21 protein-coding genes and 1 other RNA gene are annotated in these 21,041 nt (G+C 51.4%); 13 read left to right on the top strand and 9 right to left on the bottom strand.

Annotated features, from left to right (window positions below; translation table 11 throughout):
* Positions 1-58: 58 nt before the first annotated feature.
* Positions 59-775: a GntR family transcriptional regulator gene (locus tag FFS57_RS15530; protein WP_171013983.1), complete on the bottom strand. Its 717-nt coding sequence runs from the start codon at positions 773-775 to the stop codon at positions 59-61.
* A gap of 315 nt (positions 776-1,090) precedes the next feature.
* Here FFS57_RS15530 and FFS57_RS15525 point away from each other — a divergent pair, with 315 nt between their 5' ends.
* From FFS57_RS15525 to FFS57_RS15510, 4 genes are all read left to right on the top strand, one after another.
* Positions 1,091-2,077 carry a malate dehydrogenase gene (locus tag FFS57_RS15525; protein WP_137938720.1) on the top strand — a complete coding sequence of 329 codons (987 nt, stop codon included), beginning with the start codon at positions 1,091-1,093 and terminating at the stop codon, positions 2,075-2,077.
* A 148-nt stretch (positions 2,078-2,225) separates the two neighbouring features.
* On the top strand, positions 2,226-3,092 hold the full coding sequence (locus tag FFS57_RS15520) for an MBL fold metallo-hydrolase (protein ID WP_137938719.1): 867 nt from the start codon (positions 2,226-2,228) through the stop codon (positions 3,090-3,092).
* A 160-nt stretch (positions 3,093-3,252) separates the two neighbouring features.
* Positions 3,253-3,351, top strand: an RNA gene (gene ffs / locus FFS57_RS15515) — signal recognition particle sRNA small type.
* A 458-nt stretch (positions 3,352-3,809) separates the two neighbouring features.
* Positions 3,810-4,130, top strand: coding sequence for a helix-turn-helix domain-containing protein (locus tag FFS57_RS15510; RefSeq protein WP_137938718.1), 321 nt, complete (start codon positions 3,810-3,812; stop codon positions 4,128-4,130).
* A 95-nt stretch (positions 4,131-4,225) separates the two neighbouring features.
* Here FFS57_RS15510 and FFS57_RS15505 read toward each other — a convergent pair whose 3' ends face one another.
* Together FFS57_RS15505 and FFS57_RS15500 are read right to left on the bottom strand one after the other, a co-directional pair.
* On the bottom strand, positions 4,226-5,089 hold the full coding sequence (locus FFS57_RS15505) for a radical SAM protein (RefSeq protein WP_137938717.1): 864 nt from the start codon (positions 5,087-5,089) through the stop codon (positions 4,226-4,228).
* 102 nt (positions 5,090-5,191) lie between these two features.
* Positions 5,192-5,638, bottom strand: coding sequence for a universal stress protein (locus FFS57_RS15500; protein WP_137938716.1), 447 nt, complete (start codon positions 5,636-5,638; stop codon positions 5,192-5,194).
* A gap of 253 nt (positions 5,639-5,891) precedes the next feature.
* On the opposite strand from FFS57_RS15500, the gene FFS57_RS15495 reads away from it, so the two are divergent.
* From FFS57_RS15495 to FFS57_RS15460, 8 genes are all read left to right on the top strand, one after another.
* A complete protein-coding gene (locus FFS57_RS15495; protein ID WP_137938715.1) occupies positions 5,892-6,335 on the top strand; it encodes an acyl-CoA thioesterase in 444 nt (147 codons plus the stop codon).
* Positions 6,332-6,748, top strand: a complete 417-nt coding sequence (locus tag FFS57_RS15490; protein WP_137938714.1) for a hypothetical protein — start codon at positions 6,332-6,334, stop codon at positions 6,746-6,748. The genes FFS57_RS15495 and FFS57_RS15490 overlap by 4 nt, the downstream gene beginning before the upstream one ends.
* 97 nt (positions 6,749-6,845) lie before the next feature.
* The gene (locus FFS57_RS15485; protein ID WP_137938713.1) at positions 6,846-7,694 is read left to right on the top strand and encodes an AAA family ATPase; all 849 of its coding nucleotides are present in this window, start codon (positions 6,846-6,848) and stop codon (positions 7,692-7,694) included.
* Between the two features lie 12 nt (positions 7,695-7,706).
* A complete protein-coding gene (locus FFS57_RS15480; protein WP_137938712.1) occupies positions 7,707-8,210 on the top strand; it encodes a DNA-deoxyinosine glycosylase in 504 nt (167 codons plus the stop codon).
* Positions 8,211-8,343: 133 nt separating this feature from the next.
* The gene (locus tag FFS57_RS15475; protein WP_137938711.1) at positions 8,344-9,279 is read left to right on the top strand and encodes a DMT family transporter; all 936 of its coding nucleotides are present in this window, start codon (positions 8,344-8,346) and stop codon (positions 9,277-9,279) included.
* Positions 9,280-9,445: 166 nt separating this feature from the next.
* Positions 9,446-10,303, top strand: coding sequence for an HDOD domain-containing protein (locus FFS57_RS15470; RefSeq protein ID WP_137938710.1), 858 nt, complete (start codon positions 9,446-9,448; stop codon positions 10,301-10,303).
* Positions 10,300-10,791 (top strand): molybdopterin-guanine dinucleotide biosynthesis protein B, encoded by a 492-nt coding sequence (gene mobB / locus FFS57_RS15465; protein WP_137938709.1) that lies wholly within the window; start codon positions 10,300-10,302, stop codon positions 10,789-10,791. The genes FFS57_RS15470 and mobB overlap by 4 nt, the downstream gene beginning before the upstream one ends.
* A complete protein-coding gene (locus tag FFS57_RS15460; RefSeq protein WP_137938708.1) occupies positions 10,788-12,014 on the top strand; it encodes a molybdopterin molybdotransferase MoeA in 1,227 nt (408 codons plus the stop codon). The genes mobB and FFS57_RS15460 overlap by 4 nt, the downstream gene beginning before the upstream one ends.
* A gap of 121 nt (positions 12,015-12,135) precedes the next feature.
* Here FFS57_RS15460 and FFS57_RS15455 read toward each other — a convergent pair whose 3' ends face one another.
* The 4 genes from FFS57_RS15455 to FFS57_RS15440 form a co-directional block, all read right to left on the bottom strand.
* Positions 12,136-12,339, bottom strand: coding sequence for a hypothetical protein (locus FFS57_RS15455; protein WP_137938707.1), 204 nt, complete (start codon positions 12,337-12,339; stop codon positions 12,136-12,138).
* Positions 12,340-12,495: 156 nt separating this feature from the next.
* Positions 12,496-14,703: a RelA/SpoT family protein gene (locus FFS57_RS15450; protein WP_137938746.1), complete on the bottom strand. Its 2,208-nt coding sequence runs from the start codon at positions 14,701-14,703 to the stop codon at positions 12,496-12,498.
* A 180-nt stretch (positions 14,704-14,883) separates the two neighbouring features.
* A complete protein-coding gene (locus FFS57_RS15445) occupies positions 14,884-15,450 on the bottom strand; it encodes a phasin family protein (RefSeq protein WP_171013982.1) in 567 nt (188 codons plus the stop codon).
* Positions 15,451-15,721: 271 nt separating this feature from the next.
* Entirely contained in the window at positions 15,722-18,109 is a 2,388-nt protein-coding gene (locus FFS57_RS15440) for a serine/threonine protein kinase (protein WP_137938705.1), read from the bottom strand.
* 304 nt (positions 18,110-18,413) lie between these two features.
* On the opposite strand from FFS57_RS15440, the gene FFS57_RS15435 reads away from it, so the two are divergent.
* A complete protein-coding gene (locus tag FFS57_RS15435; protein WP_137938704.1) occupies positions 18,414-19,208 on the top strand; it encodes a CsgG/HfaB family protein in 795 nt (264 codons plus the stop codon).
* An 89-nt stretch (positions 19,209-19,297) separates the two neighbouring features.
* Here the strand turns inward: FFS57_RS15435 and tssA are convergent, their stop codons facing one another.
* Together tssA and FFS57_RS15425 are read right to left on the bottom strand one after the other, a co-directional pair.
* Positions 19,298-20,365, bottom strand: coding sequence for a type VI secretion system protein TssA (tssA, locus tag FFS57_RS15430; RefSeq protein ID WP_137938703.1), 1,068 nt, complete (start codon positions 20,363-20,365; stop codon positions 19,298-19,300).
* 66 nt (positions 20,366-20,431) lie between these two features.
* Positions 20,432-20,998 (bottom strand): hypothetical protein, encoded by a 567-nt coding sequence (locus tag FFS57_RS15425; RefSeq protein ID WP_137938702.1) that lies wholly within the window; start codon positions 20,996-20,998, stop codon positions 20,432-20,434.
* Between the last annotated feature and the right edge of the window lie 43 nt (positions 20,999-21,041).

Raw genomic sequence — 21,041 nt, 5'->3', positions numbered from 1 at the left:
GCCATCCCCATTCACCCGGCAGACGGCAATATTTGATGCACCGCATCAATAGAGATTGCTAACTCCCGCTTCCATAAGCATATTTATTCGTACTCATCCAACTCCTGCGCCACTCAACGGGGCGGCGTTCGGCCGCGTACGCCACACGGGTAACACATAACAACGGTGAACCACGCTCCACCCCCATCAACCGCGCCTCATCTGCAGTTGCCGATTCAGCACGAACCTGCTCTGCCGTGCCCACTACCCGGACGCCAAATACACGATGATAAAGCTCATACAAAGCACCGCCGGCCTGCCGAATCTTGCGGCTATCCAAACCGTCAAACAGCTCGGCAGGCAACACCACATCATCCATAGCCATCACCTGACCACCCAAGCGCAGCAACCTTTTGACAAATATGACCGGCGCACCCCGACGAAGCCCCAACGCCATTGCCACCTCTTCACTCGCATTCGCGCGCATGCAAGTCAGCAATTCAGCCGAGACTTGTTCAACCAGCACCTTGCCGCCAAACCCAGGCAACACGAATCCGGTCCGCTCCCATTCATCCTGATAGACAGAAACAAATGTCCCCTTCCCTTGGCGCCGGTACAACACGCGCTCTGCCACTAGCTCGTTCAGTGCTTTTCGGACAGTTCCCTGACTGACACCGAAGCGATCTGCCAACTCAAACTCGCTTGGCAGCATGTCATCATGTAACCACTCACCTGACTCCAATGCCTCTATCAGTAAACCTTTGATCTGCTGATAAAGTGGCAATTTGCGCGGCATGTTTGATTTCATACTGTATGCTTTTTACCATTAGCCATATTTACCGTCTATACAAGTCTTATATAAGATACAAGATAAACCACACCCGCAGTGCAACATTTTGAGTGTGTGCGGGTTTTCCTTTATGTTAGACTTTGATAGATTCCGCACAGCAGGGCCAAGGCGCCCCGCGAAGCAAATCTCCGCTTCGGTATTGAAGTTTGCTGGCTATCAGGCGATTTCCATGCTATGCATCGAAGTAGCCCATGCCGAGCCCCTTACCGCGCAGGACAACTCCCAACCCCACGTTGCCATCTTGTTATCTCAGGAGTAAACATGAAGCGTCCTATCCGTGTTGCCGTCACCGGCGCCGCCGGCCAGATCGGCTACAGCCTGCTGTTCCGCATTGCCAGCGGCGAAATGCTGGGCAAAGATCAACCCGTCATTCTGCAACTAGTCGAAGTTCCGGTCGAGAAAGCCCAACAAGCACTGAAAGGTGTGATGATGGAGCTCGAAGATTGTGCATTCCCACTACTGGCCGGCATGGAGGCCTTCGACAACCCTCGCGAAGGCTTCAAGGACGTTGAAATCGCGCTATTGGTTGGCGCCCGCCCGCGCGGTCCCGGCATGGAACGCAAGGATCTGCTACAAGAAAATGCCAAAATCTTCACGGAACAGGGCAAGGCACTGAACGACGTTGCAGATCGTAATGTCAAGGTTCTGGTTGTCGGCAACCCCGCCAACACCAACGCTTACATTGCCATGAAGAGCGCACCGGATCTGCCAGCCAAGAACTTCACCGCCATGCTGCGCCTGGACCATAACCGCGCGCTGTCGCAACTGGCAGCCAAGGCCAACGTGCCCGTTGCTGACATTGAGAGGCTAGTCGTTTGGGGCAACCACAGCCCGACCATGTATCCCGACTACCGCTTTGCTGCTGTCAACGGCGAGTCGCTGAAGACCAAGATCAACGACGAAGTCTGGAACAAAGACACCTTTATCCCCAAAGTGGGCAAACGTGGTGCCGCCATCATTGAAGCACGCGGCCTATCATCCGCCGCATCAGCAGCCAACGCCGCCATTGACCACATCCGTGACTGGGTACTGGGCACCAATGGCAAGTGGGTCACCATGGGCATTCCGTCTGACGGCTCCTATGACATTCCCGAAGGCATCATGTATGGCGTACCCGTAACATGTGAAAACGGCGAGTACACGCGTGTTGAGGGCTTGGAAGTCGACGCGTTCTCCCGCGAGCGCATGGATTTCACACTGAACGAACTCCTAGAAGAACGCGACGGCGTGAAGCACCTACTACCTTGATCAACAGGTAAGCCGACAAAGCAAAGGCGGATCCAACGATCCGCCTTTTTCTTTGCATTCATCCGCATTTAGTTAGCTGAAACATCAACCGACCTAATCCTGCACAATCCCGCTAAACTAGTCACCATCAACACTTACCGAGGCATCCATGACCGCCAATCCGGCTATTGAGGCATTCTTCGACCCAACCACCTGGACAATCAGTTATGTTGTTTTCGACCACACCAACGGACATGCAGCCATTATCGATCCAGTGCTTGATTTCGATGCCCGCACCGGAAGGATCCACACAACCAACGCTGACAAAATCATTGCCTTCATCCACGAACAGCAATTGACTGTAGACTGGTTACTGGAAACGCACGCACATGCAGATCACCTCTCCGCCAGTCATTACCTGAAGAGTAAACTTGGCGGCAAAACAGGCATTAGCAAACACATCGTCGAAGTTCAGTCGATTTTCAGCCGCCTATTCAATCTACAAACCACCCTGCCCTGCGATGGGAGCCAATTCGATTACCTATTCAACGATGCAGAGCGGTTCTCCATCGGAATATTACAAGCAGCTGTAAGATTTGTCCCTGGACACACCCCAGCCGATCTAGCCTATCACATTGGCGACGCCCTATTCGTTGGCGACACGCTATTCATGCCCGATATTGGCACCGCTCGCTGCGACTTCCCCGGCGGAAACGCCAAGACACTTTATCACTCGATTCACCGTCTGCTCGCCTTACCAGAAGATACTCGCCTATTCATGTGTCACGACTACCCACCAGCAGGCCGATCACCAAAGTGGCAAACCTCCGTGGCAGAACAACGCAAGAGCAATATTCACGTCAACAGTCAAATCACCGAAGCACAGTTTATCGCTATGCGCGAAGCACGTGACCGAACACTGGATGCCCCTGCACTTCTTCTCCCCGCCATCCAGGTCAACATTCGAGCCGGCGAGCTCCCACCCGCAGAATCAAATGGAACGCACTACTTGAAGATACCACTCAATGCAATCTGACCGCATGCAAAATCAGCAAGTTAGGCATCCCCCATCAACACCACCCCGCACTTTTTTGGAAACAAGCTGCAATTCTCACGATTGTTATTGTCCGGATGCGCTACCTCTGGCATAATCCGGCCCTCGTTGCGCAATGCATCAAGCGCGGCGAGCTTTCAATGGCGGGCCTCCCCGCATTGCAAGATGGTGAACTTGGTCAGGTCCGGAAGGAAGCAGCCACAGCCATTTATTGCAAGTGCCGGGGGTCAGGCTCGCCACCCTTCTCTTGTTGCTTATACCCTGACACGCTCAGTCACGGATAGTCATTGACGTTGATTCATCCGAATTAATGTGCACTGACATGGCGCAAGTACTTGCTTTCAAAGCAAGCTCGACAGTGCGAATAGCCAAGGCGCATAATTCTCTGCAGCCAGACAAGTACTTGGCAATTAATTTTTCATATTAAAATTGCTGCTTTCCCTAGCTTTAATTAGAATATTACCAAGTTGGTCATAGCGACGACATCAGATTATGGAATCTGCATAGAAATGCTTGAATCAACTGGCATGCCATATTATCATATGGCAATAAAGGGACATTCAGGCAGGTATATGGCAGATCGGAATACCTGCCCAGTCGGCGTGAGCTGGGTGTTACCTATAAAAAATCCGGTCTGGCAATTTTTGGGAAGCTGTGGCTAGTTTTCCTCATACTTGGATCAACAGGATTGGGCCTACCATGAAACTCTTCGAGAAAATCGTCAACCCGCGCGAGATCCGCCGCAAGCTCGGGCTGAACCAACAAGAATTCTGGACAAAAATCGGCGTTACACAAAGCGGTGGCTCTCGTTACGAGAGTGGCCGCAATATGCCGAAGCCGGTACGCGAATTGCTTCGTTTGGTGCATGTCGAGCAACTGGATCTGACCAAGGTCAGAAAAGAAGATTTCGACATCATCGACTACTTACGCGAAACACATCCGGATCTCTACAAGAGCCTGAAAAAAGCAGTTAAGGCACGCGAGAGCCAACAACCAGTTGCAACAGAAGAGAGTAATTGATTCTGATGTAGCCTGGGCAGAATAGCCGGCACCCAGCCGGCTATTTTATTTGGCCAAGGTAAATTAGCATGCTATCGCCCAGATCAAAAAGTGGATTACACACTCAATCGAACTGATAATCCCAATCGCTCAATCCGGTCAGCCAATACGGCCATCCACTCGACCGGGCACGGGGACAACCGTGCCGCTTCAGGCTGCATCGAAGACCGTGCCAGTCCGTACAATAAAACACCTTTCAGCTGCACCCCATTTTCTTCAACAGCAGACTGGAGCAACGCCAAGTACGAACTTAGCATCTTCTCATCTGGCGGTTCACCATCCATGCAGAACATACAGGTTTGCACCCAGGTCGAGCACCGTTCTGCCGCCAATTTCAAGTGACGTCGCACACGGTCAGGTGACAAATTGATCTGATTGATCGCGGCCATATCAACTGCGCTACCACGGTCGATTTTGAACCACACCTCCCCACCTAGGGTCTGCATGGCCTCCAAACCACGCTGGACAGACAGTCGACTCATCAAGCTGCCATTTGTAATCAACACCAGCTTGATCTGACCAATGAGCCCAAAATCACTCATTACCCGGCCAACCAGCTGCACAACCTGCTCAAAACATGCAGCACTGGTTGGCTCACCATTCCCCGACAAGGCAATGTCATTCAAACGCCTCGCCTCGGGTGGTACCTGAGCCAGCATGAAATCGCCATTCAGAACGTAATCCACGAAATCCCGCAACTCACGCTCCAGCAAAGCTAAATCAATTTCAGGCGCCGCCCCACGCTGCAAGTCCGGCACCTGACAGTACACACAACGCCAATTACAGGCATTATTCGGATTTAGATTGATCCCGATAGAGACCCCTCCGGCACGACGAGATACAACAGGATAGACATATGTCAAGCCAGCCACATTACGATCATGCTGCCTGATGGATAACACAACAGGTTGCTTATTCACACCCGATCAACTCTTTTCTAAATGTTTTCTTAAATCTTCAGAACCATTGAATTCAATTCGCACGCACCAGCATCAACCATATGCGAACCCTACAAGACCGGCTCAATGGTGCGTGCGAATCAGTAATATCGGAATCTGAGTAATTCGGACCACCCCTTCAGCCACACTACCCAGGATTAAGTGATCCAGGCCACTCCAACCATGTGTTCCCATCACAATAATATGAGCCTGCCAACGCGTAGCATCCTCCACGATCAAATTCGCAATACGGCCGCCCCACGTCTCGATCAACCCCGTTTCGGCCTCTATCCCTTGTTTCCTCAACCGATCTTGCGCATCAGCAAGGGTTCGATGACCTGCTTCCCGCAACGAACTTTGCAAGTCAGACGTATCCAGAAACTCCGTACCGCCCCAGCTGAACTGCGCAAGATCCACCACACTGATCAGCCTTACCTGTGCATGCTGATCATTAGCAAATTTGATCGCCTCATCCAATGCACGATGAGAAGTCTCACTATCATCGACCGGAACCAGAATTCGTTGGTACATGACCATCCTCCGGATGAAACATTACATGACATGACTGGACGAATCAGACGTCCCCGCTATGACAGCTTAGCAAACCATTATGGCGCCTGATCACAGGTTGGGGTCAAGCGAGGCCAGCATACCCGCTTAAGCATACGCGCTGCAACGTCAGAATCTCATAAGTCTGCGGTAAATCAACCTATCCTACCTACTGTTGAAAAATGCATGCGCAACTAATACACTGCCAGCATTAGTTCGACTCAGTACCAATCCCATGGCCCGAATCAAGCTGACGCTACCTGAGCGGTTTCAATTTGAGACCCGCGTTAAGTTGCGTATTGGCGACATCAACTACGGCGGCCATCTAGGCAATGATGCTCTACTTGGTTTGATCCACGAGGCTCGAGTACAGTTCATGGCCTCAATGGGCTACACCGAGCTGGACATAGAAGGCTACGGCATCATCCTGGCGGATGCAGCAATCGTCTACCGGGCAGAAGCCTTTTATGGTGACGAACTGGCGATCAAGCTGGCGCTGGATGATTTTAACCGGTATGGATGCGACTTTTTCTATTGCTTGACGGAAACCCGATCCAACAAAGAAATCGCACGCGCCAAAACCAACGTGGTATTTTTTGACTATGCGGCACGCAGACCTGTTGATATTCCGGCTGCGTTCCTAAGCAAACTTTCCCAATCCAAAGGCGAATCAGCATGACCCCTTTCCCGCAAAACAGCCCAGAGGCAATGGCCCGCATCCTTGCCATGCTTATGATTGCCGATGGCAATATGGATGACCGTGAGCTGGAATTGCTCGAAAAACTCAAGCTTTATGATGTACTAGGTCTATCCCGCAAGCAGTTCATCGAAGTCCTGCATCAGTACTGCGAGGAATTGGAACAGTCTGCAGATCCAGATGGCACAATCCACCTTGTGGATCGAGTACGTATCGATGAATTGCTGGATGCTGTCGACGAGCCAAAAAAACGGCTGCTGCTATGCGCCATGGTATTGGATCTATCCAAGGCAGATGCCGATTTCAGTGATGTGGAAATGGCGATATTCACGCACATGCTCGATCATTGGCATTTGACATTGGAAGATCTGCAAACCGCCTTTGCAGACGAATAATCCTGTCTGGGCTACATTCAGTAGCCCTGATGGTTTCTACTTGCTTTACCCTACGCTACAATCAAGCGCTTGTTCGTTTTTTAGATGAAAATCTGCCATGACACGTTTTACCGGTACTGATTCCTACGTTGCAACGCCCGATCTGATGATGGCTGTCAATGCTGCTATTACCCTTCAGCGGCCATTGCTCATCAAAGGTGAACCAGGTACAGGGAAGACCATGTTGGCAGAAGAAGTCGCAGCAGCATTGGGCCTGCCTTTGATTCAATGGCACATCAAATCCACCACCAAGGCACAACAAGGCCTGTATGAGTATGACGCTGTTTCCCGTTTGCGCGACTCTCAACTAGGTGATGAACGGGTCAAAGACATTGGCAACTACATCATCAAAGGTAAGTTGTGGGAAGCCTTTGAAGGAAACCAACAGTCGGTGCTACTGATAGATGAAATTGACAAGGCAGACATTGAATTCCCCAACGACCTGCTGCGCGAACTCGACCGGATGGAGTTCTTTGTCTATGAGACGCGACAGACCGTTGTTGCCCGTACACGCCCGGTCATCATCATCACATCCAATAATGAGAAAGAACTACCGGATGCCTTCTTACGCCGCTGCTTCTTCCATTACATCCGCTTCCCAGACAAGCTCACCATGCAGCAGATCATCTCGGTACATTACCCGCACCTGAAGCAGGATCTACTTAAAGAGGCCCTGGAACTGTTTTTCGCGATTCGTGAGCTGCCAGGCATTAAAAAGAAACCCTCAACATCCGAGCTGCTGGATTGGCTAAAACTATTGATGGCTGAAGATATTCCCGCCGAGATACTGAAAAGCCAGGATTCCGGAATGATCATCCCGCCGTTGGCTGGCGCGCTACTGAAGAACGAGCAGGACGTGAGCCTGTTTGAACGACTGATTTCCATGGTCAAGTCCCGAAAAGGCTGATGCGTTCATTCAGTGCAACGCAAATCTAGCTTCCCGCCCATAATCACATCCGACGCACGACTGCTAATACTTGGCAGTCTGCCCGGTGAAGCCTCGTTGGCGGCCGGGCAGTATTATGCCCACCCACGCAATCAGTTCTGGCTATTGATGGGCGAAGTATTGAGCATACCCCTCCATGAACTTACCTACGCGGACAAGCTGGCAACCCTTCAAGTCAGCCAGATTGCCATATGGGATGTCATCGCAGACGCAATGCGCCAGGGTAGCTTGGACAGCCAAATTCGCGACCATCGCCACAACAATCTGGACACGTTGATTGACCAACTTCCGCAACTCGCCCTAGTGGCCTTCAACGGCAAAACCGCTGGCAAGCAAGCCAAACAAGTCAGTGCTCGCGGGCTGCCTACGCTGATTCTCCCATCTTCCAGCCCTGCCTTGACCATCTCTTTTGAAACAAAACTGAGGCAATGGTTGTTATTGAGAGATGCACTCAGGTCGCCAGTGGCCAGCATTTGACCTCAAGAGTTTTCACTCAATCTGCGAAAGATACTGCATTCAGCATGAATAAACGATAGGCTAATGCCCCTGTCCCACAAAGGGTACAACATGAGCCCGATACCAGGCCATCTGATTGCTACGCAGTATGCACATGAACTCACCCACCTCTGACACCCCCCATCCAACCAACTGGCTACATCAAGTTGATGGCCGCACCTGGGCGATCCTGGCGGCATTTGGATTCTCCATGAAAGCTATCTTCGTAAAACTTGCATATCTGGCAGCATCGATTGATGCCACCACGCTCTTGGTGATGCGCATGATGATTGCTTTCCCATTTTTTGCGTGGATGACGCAGGCGGGCCACTCACCGAAAGCAAGCCCACTCACTTGGCAATTGATGTTACAAATTGCAACTTTGGGTTGCCTGGGCTATTACCTGTCCAGCTGGTTTGATTTTCAAGGCTTGAGATACATCTCAGCTGCCTTGGAACGCTTGATCCTTTACCTATACCCAACCATGGTGTTGTTGATCCAAGCCGTATGGCTCAAGCAGCCACCCAGTAAACGCGCTTGGCAAGCGATTGGACTATGTTACCTGGGCCTGACCATCGCATTTGGCCATGACCTGCAAGCTGGCTCGCTGGAAAAGGCTTGGATTGGTGGCGCCTGGGTGCTGGCCAGCGCCATCACCTATGCTTTCTATTATGTGGGCACCGGTAAAGTGGTCGCCCAGCTTGGCGCCATGAGACTGACCGGCCTAACTGGCGGCACATCCTGCATCATGGTTCTGATTCATTGGGCAGCAACATCATCAAGCCAGTCGCTTACCGACCTCCCACCCATGGTTTGGTGCTATGCCGCAGCAATGGCGATATTCTCCACCGTATTGCCTATCTGGGCACTAGCCCAGGCCATTCGCCGCATGGGTACTTCAGAAGCCGCATCTATTGGCTCACTTGGGCCAGCCTTGACCATGCTGTTTGCGTGGTGGTGGCTGGGAGAGTCATTGTCATCTTGGCAGATCATCGGCATGGTGCTCATCATGGCTGGCGTGTTCAGACTGAAGCCAGCACAGACCAAGTAGACTTGCATCAGCTACACATAACCAAGCGCCAATGACCAAGGTCATGGACTGGCAACACCAAATACGACCCACCTCTTGATGCACCGCAATAAAACGTGCCCTGACATACCCTTTGCGGCATCGATTATGCGTTAGAATTCAACATAGACCATTCGCTGAGCCTGCCATGCAGATTTCGCCCCAAGAATCCGACCAGTTATTGCGAGGTATCGTCATTCCGCCCAGACCCAGCATCATGCTGGCGTTGCTGGAGGCTCAACAATGCAATGATCCGGAACCGACCAAGATTGCCGACATTATCTGCCAGGATGTCGGCCTGTCTGCCGCTATGCTGAAAACCGTGAATTCACCTTTTTTTGGTTTACCACAGCGAGTGTCCTCTGTACCCCATGCAGTGGTATTACTGGGTGTTGACAATGCCGTACAACTAGCATCCAACCTGGCTTTGCGCAATACACTCAGCTACCAAGGCAACTACCATGTCGAGCGTTTTTGGGATATGGCAGCGCTGGATGCTCAAGTCACCGCGTTTCTGGCTACCCAGCTCAACCTATCGATTCGAGAACAAGCCTATACCTTCGGTTTGTTCCAAAACTGTGGCATACCTTTATTGCTGGCGCGTTTCAAGCACTATCGGGATACTTTGGACTTGGCCTATGCTTCACGCAACAAAGCGTTTACTACAGTTGAAATGGAACGACATGGTACGCAACACGCTGCCATTGGGTATCTGGTAGCCCGCTGCTGGTACTTGCCAGATACGATTGCCCAAGGGATTCTGACCCATCACGACGCCACCCTGTTCAGTGAACCCAGCAATGAGATATCTGACGAGGTAAGGACCTTGGTAGCATTGGCAAAGCTGGCGGAGCAGATTGCCCATGGCTTTCTAAATCTGCCACGGGATCAGGAATGGCCACGGATTGGTCGGGCAGTATTGGATCACTTGCATCTGATGAATGATGAATTTGAAGATCTGGGTGATGCCATCCAACAAATGCTGGAACAACAAGGACAGGAATGAAGGTATTTGGCTTTGCCGGCTGGTCCGGCAGTGGCAAAACCACGCTGATTGAGCAATTGCTCCCGCAGCTTGTTGCTTATGGTCTTCGAGTTTCGCTGATCAAACATACGCATCATGACTTTGACCTAGATCAACCTGGCAAAGATAGTTGGCGGCACCGTCAAGCGGGTGCTTCAGAAGTGCTACTCAGTGGAGGCCAACGTTGGGCCTTGTTACATGAACTACGGGAATTCCCTCCCCCTACACTGCAAGAGTTGGTCTCGAAGCTATCTCCCTGCGACTTGGTACTGGTCGAAGGATTTAAACTGGAGCCCATTCCCAAGCTGGAAATCCACCGCGTCAGCCTTGGGAAACCGCTACTACACCCGAACGACCCCAATATTGTGGCGGTCGCAACTGACAGTCGGATCACAATTTCATTGCCACTTTTCGACCTGAATCAGGCAGAAACCATCGCTGCCTTCATCTATTCACAGGTTCAACCATGACACCGAACCCGACATTCCTCACTGTAGACGAAGCACTGGATACCCTGTTAGCTAGTGCTAGGCCGATTCAAGTAGTTGAATCGATACCATTGCAACTGGCAATTCAACGCGTGCTGGCGCGAGACCAAATCTCACCTTTGGATGTCCCCCCTCATGACAACAGCGCCATGGATGGGTTTGCTGTCAGAATGAGCGACCTGACTGCACAAACACTGCCACAACTGCAAGTCACCCAGCGTATTCCCGCTGGCAGCCAAGGCCAGATGCTGCAACAAGGGACAGCAGCGCGTATTTTTACTGGTGCCCCAATACCGGACGGCTGCGATGCAGTTGTAATGCAGGAAGATACGGTCAGCGACGGTGAAACAATCAAGATCATGCAACCAGTGAGGCTGGGTCAACATATTCGCCGACGGGGTGAAGACATATCCCAGGGCAGCATCATTCTGACAGCAGGCACACGACTAGGAGCAGCCCAACTTGGCTTGGCAGCATCGGTTGGCTTACCTAATTTGCCAGTCACAAGTCGCCTGAAGGTGGCCATGCTGTTTACTGGTAATGAACTGGTTACCCCAGGCCACCCCCTGACCGAAGGCCAGATTTACAACTCCAATCGCTATGTACTACATGGCTTATTGACCCAGCTGGGTTGTGAAATTACCGATCTCGGTAATATCCCCGACAATCTGGAAGCCACCCGAGGTGCTTTACGTCAGGTAGCTACCGGGCATGATCTGATCTTGACCTGTGGTGGTGTATCAGTTGGTGAAGAAGACCATGTCAAAGCAGCGGTTCAAGCAGAAGGGAACCTCGCACTCTGGCGCATCGCCATGAAGCCCGGCAAACCCCTTGCCTTCGGCCACATTGGTGACACGCCTTTTATCGGCATGCCTGGCAATCCTGTTTCCACTTTCGTCACATTCTTGCTATTTGTACGGCCATTTATTCTGAAACGCCAAGGCGCCACCGATTACCTCTGTTCACCACTCAAGGTAACCGCGGGTTTCGATTGGCTGAAACCCGATAAACGCCGTGAATTCTTACGCGCTCAACTTAGCACATCTGTTACAGGAACACCCGAAGCAACCCTTTACCCACACCAAGGCTCAGGTGTACTGACCTCTTGCGTATGGGCCGATGGACTAGTAGATGTGCCTTCCGGGCGGGCAATCCAAGCTGGCGACTTGGTGTCGTTCCTACCCTTCAGTACTTTATTGGGGTAAGTGGTGATAGGGATGGTTTTAGGACGAGCAATAGCCCTCCCCTCCACCGAAGAGAGCTGATTACGTTACCTGCCCAGCAGGGTGATGGCAGCACCTTACCAAGGTACATAGATCTCAAGGGTCACACGTAAATATCAATCCGCCCGCGCTGCTCAGCACGGGCGGCCTGATCTTGCAAACGCTGCAGACTGGCATCGGCGATCTGCTGCTTCTTGGCGTCGACCCGATCTGCACCATTTCGAACATCACTGAAAATCTGACTGGTAACCTGTGTCAAGGTTTGGGACATTGATGCATTGAAGCTCTTAAGTCCATTGATATCCATCCATCGCTCTCCTGCCTATTCAAGATTACTACTTGACCTGATTGCCATCATGGGCTGGCATGATGACCGAACAGTCAATCCAATCAGTTACTTCCGATATAGCGCAACCCTACTCAAATCACCAATACATACTGACTATGACGCAAAGTTCAGTCATCAACGGCGGGTTACATCAATGACACCCGGAACATCACGAATCAGCGTGGTAACGCGGCGTAATTGCTCTGCATCGCGGATTTCCACAGTGAAACGCATGAAAGCACGATGATCTTTTGACATGGTATTGGCTGCTGTGATGTTGACCTTGTCCCGCATGATTGCATCCGAGATATCACGTAACAGGCTTTGACGATCGTGCGCTGCCACCTCGATCTCCACCGGGAACACCGTATCCTGTCGCGCGCCCCAACTGGCTTCAATCAGCCGCTCCGGTGCGTTGACCGACAAGCGCTTCAGGGTCAGGCAATGACTACGATGGATACTGATACCACGGCCACGCGTCACAAAACCAATAATGTCATCCGGCGGAACAGGCTTACAACATTTGGCCAACTGAGTCATCAACTTGTCGACACCGACAATCAACACTCCTTGACCATGTCTTGGTGCACGTGGCTGCCGAACCAATTGCGCAGGTTCAACGGGTGCTTCCTGTACCGGTTCTACACAGCTATGTAAGACTGTTGCTAATTGACGAAGACCAATTTCATCATGTCCAAGGGCTTTAAAAAACTCGTCGACATTCGGGTACCCCAACTTATCGGCAATTTGCTCTTGCTTAGGCTGGGTAATTCCTTGGCGAGCCACTTCGCGCTCGAAAACCTGACGCCCTTCATTGATGGCCACATCAATATGCTGAGCACGTATCCACGCCCGCACCTTCTGCATGGCACGCGGGCTTTTCAGGAAGCCACGGTGCAACCAATCGACACTGGGCCCACCTTGTTTGGCGGCCAGGATCTCAATACGCTGGCCGTTCTCCAACGGGGTATCCAGAGGGATGATTTTACCGTCAACCTTAGCACCACGGCAGCGGTGGCCCAGATCGGTATGGACATGGTAGGCAAAATCAACAGGTGTTGAACCCTTGGGCAATGCCACCACCTTGCCTTGCGGGGTTAGCACATAGACACTGTCCTGGAACAGCTCTGTACGGAACTGATGGGCCAAATCACCCACGTCCGCCACTTCATCGCGCCATTCCAGAATCTGCCGTAGCCAAGCGATCTTTTCTTCGTATTTTGGATCCTGCTTGCCACCTTCTTTGTAGCGCCAATGTGCCGCCACACCCAATTCGGCATGGCGGTGCATGTCGAAGGTCCGAATCTGCACCTCAACGGCTTTATCATTTGGACCCACCACAGCGGTATGCAAAGACCGATAAAAATTGCCCTTGGGCTGGGCAATGTAGTCATCAAACTCGCCAGGAATCGGTTGCCAGAGATTATGTACCATGCCCAGCACGGTATAGCAGTCCTTGATGTCCTCCACCAACACACGCACTGCACGCACATCATAGACTTCGGAGAAATCCAAGTTCTTTTTCTGCATCTTTTTGTAGATGCTGTAAATATGCTTGGGACGTCCGGTAACCTCACCATTGATGCCAGCCTTCGCCAATTCCGAGCGCAAGGTAGCCAGCACATCTGCAATGAACTGCTCACGATCCAGTCGCTTCTCATCCAGCAACTTGGCAATTTTCTTGTAAAGCTGCGGCTCCAGATAACGGAAAGCCAGATCCTCCAGCTCCCATTTTATTTGCCATACACCCAAACGATTCGCCAACGGCGCAAACACATCCAGGGTTTCGCGCGCAACCATGCGAGCGGTATCGGCGTCAACTTCGGACAGATAATGCATGGTCTGGGTCCGCCATGCCAGTTTGATCAGTACTGCCCGAATATCCTCCACCATCGCCAGCAGCATTTTGCGCAAAGCCTCAGCCTGTGCGTGGCGTTCATCCTGCTTCAATGACGGAGTATCCAGACGCTGCAATTCCTGGATTTTGCGAACCCGACCAATACCATCGATCAGCTTGGTAACTGTTTCACCAAAAACCTCAATGCATTGCTCACGCCAATTTTCTTCACAATCTGGCCAGGCAAACAGCATAGACGCCACCACGGCATCTGCATCCAGTTTCAGCTGTGCTGTGATCGCTGCCGTACCAAGCGCGTGTGGTAACAAAGCCTCGCCTGTTTCGACAAGGCACATGCCAGCGTAACGCGGGGTAATGATCTCCAGCGCACGATCCAGTTGCGTCAAATCAGTCAGACCATATTGTGCCGACAATTGGGACAGAAACGCCTGGCGATCAGGCTGGACATCCTTGGAAGGAGTAATCGGGCGGGTAACGGAAACCATGCCCGGCATTATGCCACGATTGGGGCCAGAAGAGATTCATGTAGCCAAGGCAGTATGCCGCATCAATGAATCACAGCACTGGCCACCTATTAACCCGACAATACATTCACACAGAGACATGTTAAAAACAATAAACCGGGCTTACGCCCGGTCTATTGAATCATATCCAATCAGCCTAACTCACGCTTCGACCGTCGCGGGTGCTTTCTTACGTGATGCTGCGGATACTTCCTTGGCAGAAGATGTTGCTGCCACCACCCCTGCTTCAGTCAGATCTGTTGTTACACGTTGTGCTGCCTTGGTAACATTGTCGTAAGTCGCAGCAGCAGCAGCAACAGCGGTCTTGATGGCATTGATTGCCACTTCCGAACCAGCCGGAGCGTATTTCTGCAGATTGTCGATCATTTCAGCGACATTCTTGTTGGCGTTGACCACTTCCTCTTCAATGATCTTGGCAAACTCAGCCTGCGTCACAGAAGCGGCTTCGTAAAAGCTTTTGGCCACATCCAGCGCTTTGTCCAACGACGGCTTGGCGGTTTCTTGTTGCAATGATGCCAAGCCTTGTACGTCTTTGATTTTGCCAAGTGACTTGGCCTGTTCGCTAGTTTCGGCGATCAGATTCTTGGTCACTTCCAATTGCAGACTCACCAAACGTTCAATGCCGCTCAGTGCGATGTTTGATACGCGAATCGCCTTGCCCAGATTGATCTCTTGTAATTCGGCTAACTTCTCGGGGGTCATAAACATTGTTAAACCTCTTCCTGTTTCGTTAATCGAAGACTTCTTATTTTGCACTGCATCATCATGCATTCTAAGAGCACTGTGCTTGGTGTCAAGTGCTATTGTGCGATGCACAATAGAAAAACAGAATCAATTTCCCATATCAAAGATTCGCATAGAGTAGTGACAAGATGATGAAGAAACAGTGAAATCCCATCCACACAGGAAGCCACGACAGATTTCAGATATGGCAAACTTGAGATATAAATGCTGCAACGCAACCTAACTAGCTTCTCATTCAGCCAAGTTGTTTTTGACGAATTGCCAACACGGCCTGATTGCGCAAGGTCTTGAGCAAATTTAATTCCTGCGGAGCAATCTTCAACTGATTAGCCGCCGCCTTATCACCGTAGAACAAACCAATGATCTTCTTTTCGATGGCCAACGGCAGCAATATGAAAGTCTGGGCAGGTACCAAGTTACGGTACCATTCCGGAATCCGGTCTCGAATGTTGTCTGCGTCAATGTCTGCTAGAAATACGTCCGCCTGCTTCTCCAACGCTACTTGAAACACATCATGCGATTTGGCCACGGGAACGATGAAGCGCTTCAGCAAGCTATCAACACCTGGGCCAAACCCAATTCGTGCCGGCAAAGTATTGGTGCGAACATCCCGTGTGCACAACATCACCCGATCAAACCCTATTCCACGGTACATGGTTTCAAGAATAATGCGTAGCAGATCATTGAGATTGTATTGCTCTACCAATGAGTTGGTAATGTCTTGAATGCCCGCCAGCAGAATAGCTTTAGCATCTTGCTCCTGAGGGACCTGCATTACCTCAGCAGCTGAATTCTGCGTGGCCTGGAATTGCTGATCGAGTGTATCCTGCACGGCCACCTTGCTGCTGGATGGATCATGACCTGTTCCAACCCACTGCCGAGCATGCCGCAAAGGCTCACTTTGATTGGCATTGATGCCAAACAAGGAAGCTTCGCGCAAGAACTCTTTGATCGTCTCATCCACCAGGCGCGTCATTTCTCCAGCACTGATCGGCACAGCCACGGAAAAATGATCAGCCAACCCAGTCAACGCTTTCCCACGTTCGCCAGCCGGCAAATCCCCGGTAGCCATCATAGTCAACCGATTCGCCAGGCCAGACACCGCGCGCAAACGTTCTTGCCCATTTCTCGGTACTTTGAGCTTGCCCGGCAAAGGTGCCATCGCGTCGATTATCTTGTCTGGAAAGTTCCAGGCACGAGCAATCCCCATGCCCAGCTCAGCATAGGTCAACCCCAATACAGCGATTTCTGCCCGTTCAGAGACCTGACCGTCCTGCCTCACTGCCCGCTGGATTTCCATAGCCTCATCAAACAAGTAAAACGTCCCAAGCAATCGACCCAGATTCTGGAACATTGCACCGATGAAGCTTTCCTCGTGGCTGCGCGAGCCCAGCTTTTGTTCAAGCATACGAGCCATCAGCCCACTGAAAAACGTTCGAATCACTTCATCACGCAGTTGTACTGCTTGGCTGCGATTCTGCAAATGCTCGAACAGAATCAATGTAATCGCCAAGTTACGGACAACCTCGAACCCCAGGATGATAACTGCCCTAGAAATCGTGCTGATGGTGCCGCCAAAATTGCCATAGCTGGCAGAATTGACCAATCGAAGCAACTTATTGGTCAATGAGAAATCCTTCAAAATCACTGCTGACAACGCATGGAGACTTTCTTCATCCGCATTGCTGATCTTGTTGATGGCAGAAATGGCTTGCGACAAGGCAGGGAAGTCACTTTTCAGGCGAATACGCCTGAGTAGAAATTCCAAAGTACCTTGCCCCCCTCCCTCTCCTTCAACCGCTTCCGTCTGAGTGGGGCGGCGAAATTGTTGGAGTGCCATGCGCATTTCATCGGCACTGGCAAAACGATCCGTTGGATCTTTCAGCAACCCTCGCATGACGATATTGTCCAACATTTCGGAAATACCCGTGACTAGTTGAGATGGCGGCTCAAAAGGCTCACTGGCAATGGCATGCATTACCCGAAAGATGTTGTCACCCGTTACAGCAGGGTGACCCGTCAGCATTTCATACAGCACCATGCCCATTGCAAACACATCAGCCGCTTTACCCTGCGCACTGCCTGCAATGGTCTCGGGTGCCATATACGCGGCGGTCCCGGTGGGAAAAGTAGCAGCATCGCCCACGGCACGGGCTATGCCAAAATCCATCAGGCGGGCTACCTTGTTGCTGTCCAGCATGATGTTGGCTGGCTTGATATCACAATGGACAATTTGCTTGCCATGGGCAAAAGCCAAACCATCGAGTATTTGCAATGCAATCTCTACAGCTTCATCAGGCGGCAGTGATTTACTGGTTTTCAATCGCTGCGCCAGTGTCTCGCCTTCGACGTATTCAAACACCAGATACCATTTATCACCCTGCTCCAACATGTCATACAACGTGACGATATTCGGGTGTTGGACTTGACTGACAATCCGCGCCTCATCTAGCAATGCTTGAGTCGCCTGTTGGGACTGCCTTTCGAGCCGAATGGTTTTGATTGCAACCGGTCGCTGCAGCTGTGGATCATGTGCAAAATAGACAGCCCCCTGCCCACCCTTGCCTAACAAGCGAATCAGTTGATAACGGCCCACTTTCGCAGGCATGCCCACATCAGCCATGCTTTATCCTTATTGGCTAGCCGTGGGATCAGCGTTCCCGGGTGCGCAAGCCTATGACTTAGTTATAGCTACAATCGAACAAGCACGATGATGAAAGGGGAACCGCTCATTGCTTGAATAGCAAGCCAAGCAGGCTAAAACATGCAGGCCAACATCATGACAGCCAAGACCATCACAGTACATTGATTAATCAAGTGGATAGCTACTTACGAAACCATACCCAACACTGACTCGCACAGGCATCGATTAATCGCTCGTCATGCGATAGTATTGTCGGCAATCATCACCTTGGAATTTGATCAAAATGACTTTTCGCACTCCCTTGTTTTATCTGTTTTTGGCCAGCGCTTTGGTTGGCTGTAACAAATCGTCGATTGAAACCGGCAATGCCGGCGGGCTGGTAACCGGCGCGGCAGGTCAAAAAGGCTCGTCTGGCGAAACCCGACAGATAGAAAAATGTGATCAGCCGATTGCGACCGTTGGTGTCATCGAAAACCCCAATGGGTATACATATACCGCCAGTCGGGGAAATTTACCTGAATCACCATTGCCATTGGTACGCCTGATGCTGCAGCAAAGTGGCTGTTTCAGGGTAGTCGATCGCAGCCAAGGTCTGCGCGGCACACGTCAGGAACTGGATTTGAAGGAAGAAGGGTTGATTCGTGAGGGCACCACGGTCAATCCACGTAAAAATGTGCTGGAAGCACAGTTTGTCATGACCCCTACGCTGGTCTTCTCGGAGAATGATGCAGGAGGAAGTGTCGGAGGTTTGATGAGCCAGATCCCCATACTGGCCAAGTTTGCCGGTGCGGCCGAGCATGTCAAATTCAAGGAAGCCCAAGTGGTATTGACCATAACCGATGCCCAGACAACAGAACAGCTGGTCATTGCAGAAGGCTCGTCCAAAGCGACTGATCTTGGGGCCGGGGCTATTCTGATTGGTGCGGCAGGTGGCGCGGGTGGCGCAGGTTGGAGCCATACCAATGAAGGAAAAGTAATTGCTGCGGCGTTCTTGGATGCCGTCAACAAATTGATCCCACACGTACGCAATTTGCAAGCCAAATCACTACCACCGGCACCTGCTGTCAAAAAGGGATAATCCCAAACAAAACACAAAAGCCAGCTCAGCTGGCTTTTGTGTTTCTACGATGCGTTGATTGGGATGTCTGCTCGCTTGAGCAACTGTACTCAGCTACGTATACCTAGCAATTCCTGTACCTGGCTAAGTGTCGTACCATCTTTGACCACTTCCTGTAACCATTCATGTAATGGCATATTGCCCCAATCTGCTGCCTTTTGTGCCAGATACGTTACCGGACTATGTGGCTCCGTACGGCGGAAGTACTCCGCAACAGATTCCAGCATCTGGATCGCCTGCTCACGACTCATGATCTGACCTTGCCAATTCCCCTGATATGGCATGGGCTGATGAATTACTTGGTTCGTCATCACAGGTTCTTCTGGTTGAGTAGCAGGACGCTGTTCCTTACCAGAATCATTTGGTAGACCAACACCTGCGTTACGCGTAATACGGGTAAGCAGATTACCCACCTTGTCAAACGCATCTTCCAGCACACCAAAAGAGGGACCATCCACCCCTAAGTGGGCATCAATGCTCCCCGCCAACAATTGCCAGGATTGACGACTAGTGCGAAAACCATCGATCAGGCGTTGATAGAAAGACGTTGGAGTCGCCCGCTGCGCCTCCTGTAGCTGTTCCAACGTAAACTTGCCGGCCGGCATCGAATCTCGCAGATCAGGGTCCTTATCCAGTCTGGACTGAAAAGCAATGGCTGCTTCCTGATCAACATAAGAAAACTTACCTTGTGGGGATTGACACAATGGCATAGTCCGCACCAGCTCAGCCAATTGGCTGACAAAATAAGCCAGCGTACCGATACGCAACTCCATGTCACCGTCGTCCGGTACAGGATGTAATTGATCCCAATAACGGTCCTGCAACTCACGGATGACATCGCAACCTTTGGCCAATCCGGCAAAGCCATCTGTTTTGGCCAACGCTTCGGCATACCAGGCAGCTACCCGCAGATCTTTGGAATAACGTGACAACACCTCTTCACAAATTCGACGTACTTCGTCCCAATCTGCCCTTTTGACATCAGCGACCCAGTCACCTTGCGCCAATGCAGGATCTTCATCACGACGGGCTTCCTTGATCTGGTCGAATTCTGTTGAAAACGACATGTCCTCGCCACATGGGGCATTATCGGAAATGGGGCTGAGCAGTTTATCCATCTCGGCTTTCAATTGGGCATTGCCTTCGTTCTAGGAAAATGCCCTGGTTTTTCGACCAGGGCATGACTACTTCATGCCAGTAATGATGAACTCAATCACATTGGCAAAATCATGTGCCGCCGCCGCGGGCATGATACGGATTCGAGTAGGTTTGTTTGGCAGCAATAACGCCGAGCTTAATTCTCTCGAATCCAGCAAGACAGGTAACCGGACCAAAGCAGGTCCTGTACCAACTTGCTGATCCAGCACCACACACATGCCATGCTCGACCCCTTCAGCACCGCGCAAAGTGGCAATGACGTCCGGCTCCCGCTCCAATGCCGCGGTCAATAATCGCCCCAATACACCTGCAAAACGGCGCAACTGCAACACTTCCTGTTGTACCGATTCCATCATGGGCCGATTGGGAAACACATGCTGCTCCACCAGTCGCAGCGCGCCAGCGTCAACCGACCCGATAGCCATTGCCAGTTGTTCGGCAAACTCCGCAATATCATCACGAAACAGGCGAGCCACCGTTGTTGCAGAACACAACACCACGAAAACCGGGCTCAGATGCTCTCCGGGGCGGGGCTTACGACGAACTGCAAATACTTCGATTGGATGGGTCTGGCGAATGCTGGGGATTCGCATGAATACACTCTTGGTTGTAAGCCTTGATTGGCATGTTATATCA

It is taken from the genome of Chitinivorax sp. B, from assembly GCF_005503445.1.
Classification (GTDB): domain Bacteria; phylum Pseudomonadota; class Gammaproteobacteria; order Burkholderiales; family SCOH01; genus Chitinivorax.
This window is presented reverse-complemented; position numbering and strand designations above follow the sequence as displayed.